This is a genomic window from Rhizobacter sp. P2_H2 (assembly GCF_056403375.1).
In genome coordinates this window covers 1-2922 of sequence record NZ_JBFUFP010000705.1, presented here as the reverse complement: position 1 = coordinate 2922, position 2922 = coordinate 1, and the positions used below count along the sequence as shown (strand labels likewise).

General features: G+C 71.1%; 5 protein-coding genes. 4 read left to right on the top strand and 1 reads right to left on the bottom strand.

Going from position 1 to position 2922, the window contains the following annotated elements; all coding sequences use genetic code 11:
• The 3 genes from AC1D15_RS24995 to fabG form a co-directional block, all read left to right on the top strand.
• Nucleotides 1-628 (top strand): beta-ketoacyl synthase chain length factor (locus AC1D15_RS24995; protein WP_477828100.1); only part of this gene is annotated, 628 nt, incomplete at its 5' end.
• Entirely contained in the window at nt 628-1086 is a 459-nt protein-coding gene (locus AC1D15_RS24990; RefSeq protein ID WP_465112465.1) for a hotdog family protein, read from the top strand. The genes AC1D15_RS24995 and AC1D15_RS24990, both read left to right, overlap by 1 nt.
• Nucleotides 1083-1820, top strand: coding sequence for a 3-oxoacyl-ACP reductase FabG (fabG, locus tag AC1D15_RS24985; protein WP_465112464.1), 738 nt, complete (start codon nt 1083-1085; stop codon nt 1818-1820). The genes AC1D15_RS24990 and fabG overlap by 4 nt, the downstream gene beginning before the upstream one ends.
• Nucleotide 1821: 1 nt before the next feature.
• Here the strand turns inward: fabG and AC1D15_RS24980 are convergent, their stop codons facing one another.
• Nucleotides 1822-2292: a nuclear transport factor 2 family protein gene (locus AC1D15_RS24980; RefSeq protein WP_465112463.1), complete on the bottom strand. Its 471-nt coding sequence runs from the start codon at nt 2290-2292 to the stop codon at nt 1822-1824.
• Between the two features lie 105 nt (nt 2293-2397).
• Here AC1D15_RS24980 and AC1D15_RS24975 point away from each other — a divergent pair.
• A partial coding sequence (locus AC1D15_RS24975) for a response regulator transcription factor (RefSeq protein ID WP_477828099.1) occupies nt 2398-2922 on the top strand: 525 nt, incomplete at its 3' end.

The window sequence follows — 2922 nt, the reverse complement described above, 5'->3', positions numbered from 1 at the left end:
GATCAAGATCGCGCTGGCCGTCGCCGACGAGGCCTGCCGGCACGGCGGCATCGACCCGGCACTCGCCGCCACGGTGTTCGCCTCGTCGAGCGGCGATGGCGCGAACTGCCATGCGCTGTGCGAGGCGCTGGCCGGCAACGACCGGCTGGTGTCGCCGACGCGCTTCACGAACTCGGTGCACAACGCCGCGGCGGGCTACTGGCACATCGCCGTCACCGGCCGGGCCGCGTCGACCAGCCTGTGCGGCTTCGACACCAGCTTCGCGGCCGGGCTGATCGAAGCGGCCGGGCAGCTGCATGGCGAGCCGTCGCAGCCGGTGCTGCTGGTCGCGAGCGACACGCCCTACCCCGAGCCGCTGCATGCCACGCGGCCGCTGCCCGACAGCCTGGGCGTCGCGCTGGTGCTGCGGCCGATCGGCGATGGCGCGGTGGCGCGGCTGGTGATCGCGGCACAGGCGCCGCAGCCGCCGACGCCATGCCGTGATGCGGCGCTCGAGGCGCTGCGCCAGCAGATCCCCGCGGCACGCGCGCTGCCGCTGCTCGAACTGATCGCGCGCGGCGAAGCAGGCCGCGTCGTGCTGGACTGCCAGCCCGGCCTGTCGCTGCGGGTGGACATCCACCGCTCGTGATGAATGACGAGGCCCTGCTGCTCGACCAGGCCGGGATCGCCGCACTGATCCCGCACGCCGGGTCGATGTGCCTGCTCGACGGCCTGCTGGCCTGGGATGCGCACAGCATCCGCTGCCGCGCCACCGGCCACCATGCCGCCGACCACCCGCTGCGCACCGCGTCGGGCCTGCTCGCCACCGCGGCGATCGAGTACGCGGCGCAGGCGATGGCGCTGCATGGCGCGCTGCTCGCGCAATCGACCGGCGCGCCGGCCGCGCCGGGCTTCCTCGCGAGCGCGCGCGGCGTGCGCTGCCACCGCTTGCACCTGCACGACCTGCCCGGCGCGCTCGACGTCGTCGCCGAACGCGTGGCCGGCGATGCGCACCAGCTGCTCTACGCGTTCCGCGTGCAGCATGCCGGCACGCCGGTGGCCGACGGGCGGGCCGCGGTCGTGCTCCATCCTGGAGAGACACCATGAGCGACACCCCTTCCCTGCGGCGCGCACTCGTCACCGGTGCCAGCGGCGACCTCGGCAGCGCGATCGCGCGCCGGCTGGCGCGCGGCGGCTTCCATGTGATCCTGCATGCCAACTCGCGGCCCGAGGCGGTCGAATTGCTGGCGCTGCAGCTGAACGCCGCGGGCGGCTCGGCCGAGGCGGTCTGCTTCGACGTGACCGATCGCGCGGCCTGCGAGGCGGCGCTGCTGCCGCTGGCCGAGATCGGCGCGATCCAGGTGATCGTCAACAACGCCGGGCTGCACGACGATGCGGTGTTCCCGGCGATGCGCGAGGAACAGTGGCACCGCGTGATCGACGTGTCGCTGCACGGCTTCTTCAACGTGACGCAGCCGCTGGTGATGCCGATGATCCGCACGCGCTGGGGCCGGGTGATCAACCTGTCGTCGGTGGCCGGCGTGATGGGCAACCGCGGGCAGACGAACTATGCGGCGGCCAAGGGGGCGTTGAACAGCGCGACCAAGGCCTTGTCGCTGGAGCTGGCGAGCCGCGGCATCACGGTGAACGCGGTGGCGCCGGGCATCATCGCGTCGCGCATGACGGCGCAGGCCTTCGACGACAAGGCGATCGGCCAGCTGGTGCCGGCCAAGCGGGCCGGCACGGCGGACGAGGTGGCGGCGCTGGTGGGGTTCCTCGCGGGGGACGAGGCCGGCTACATCACCGGGCAGGTGATCTCGATCAACGGCGGGATGGCGTAGTTCAGGCGGGGTTCTTCGCCTTGAACTGAGCGAGATTGAAAGCCGCCTTGGCCTTGATCTTGTTCTGCAGCAGCCCCGACCACCCGAGCGCCCAACCCGGCGCGCCGAGTGCCTGCCGCGACCAGGCCCAGAAATCGAACTGGTCGACATGGCGCACGATCAGCCCGTCGCGGAACTCGAAGCTCGCGTCGATGATGTTCAGCACCTTGCGCCCGGTGGCCGAGAACGTGTAGTTCGCCTCCCAGTGCGCCGAGCCGTTCTGGTCGTCGGCCTGGATGCCGGTGTACTCGAGCCGCAGGTCGCGCCCGTTGGTGCAGAGCATGCGCCACATCATCCCCGCATCGGCGCCGTGCAGGTCGAACACCGGATCGGTGAAGTGGATCTCGCGGTGGTAGCAACTGCCCATCGCGGACCAGTCGCGGCGGCAGAAGCCTTCGTAGAAGCGTTGGATCAGTGCGGCGTGGTCGTGCATGCGGGCCACCGGGGCGGAATCGAATTCGGCACAGTGTGCCAGCACCGCAAGCCGTTCGGGTATCCGGCGATGCGGATTCGCCACTGAAGTCGCTAAGCTTCGCACATGAAGTTGCTGCTTGCCGAAGACGACGCCATCCTTGCCGATGCCCTCAGCGCCAACCTGGCACTGGCCGGCTTCGAGGTCGACGTGGCCCCGAACGGCGCCGTCGCCGAATACCTGCTGCTGCGCCAGCAGTTCGATCTCGGCGTGCTCGACCTGGGCCTGCCGCTGGTCGACGGCCTGACGGTGCTCAAGCGCGTGCGTGCCGCCCGGCCGACGCTGCCGATGCTGGTGCTGACCGCGCTCGACGGGCTCGACCACCGCGTCGCCGGGCTGAACGCGGGCGCCGACGACTACCTGACCAAGCCGTTCGACTTCCCCGAGCTGGAGGCCCGCATCCGCGCGCTGCTGCGCCGCACCCGCAGCGCGGCCACCGCGTCGGCGCAGGAGATGGGGCGGCTGAGCTTCGACCGCGACACCCGGCGCGCCGCGATCGGCAACGAGGCGATGGAGCTGTCGCCGCGCGAATGGATGCTGATGGACCTGCTGCTCACGCAGCGTGACAAGGTCGTGACCAAGGAACAGATC

What these genes read in the sequence shown, in the direction of transcription:
- AC1D15_RS24990 (WP_465112465.1), top strand. Translation starts at nt 628, where the DNA reads ATGAATGACGAGGCCCTGCTGCTCGACCAGGCCGGGATCGCCGCACTG.
- AC1D15_RS24980 (WP_465112463.1), bottom strand. Translation starts at nt 2,292, where the DNA reads ATGCACGACCACGCCGCACTGATCCAACGCTTCTACGAAGGCTTCTGC.
- fabG (WP_465112464.1), top strand. Translation starts at nt 1,083, where the DNA reads ATGAGCGACACCCCTTCCCTGCGGCGCGCACTCGTCACCGGTGCCAGC.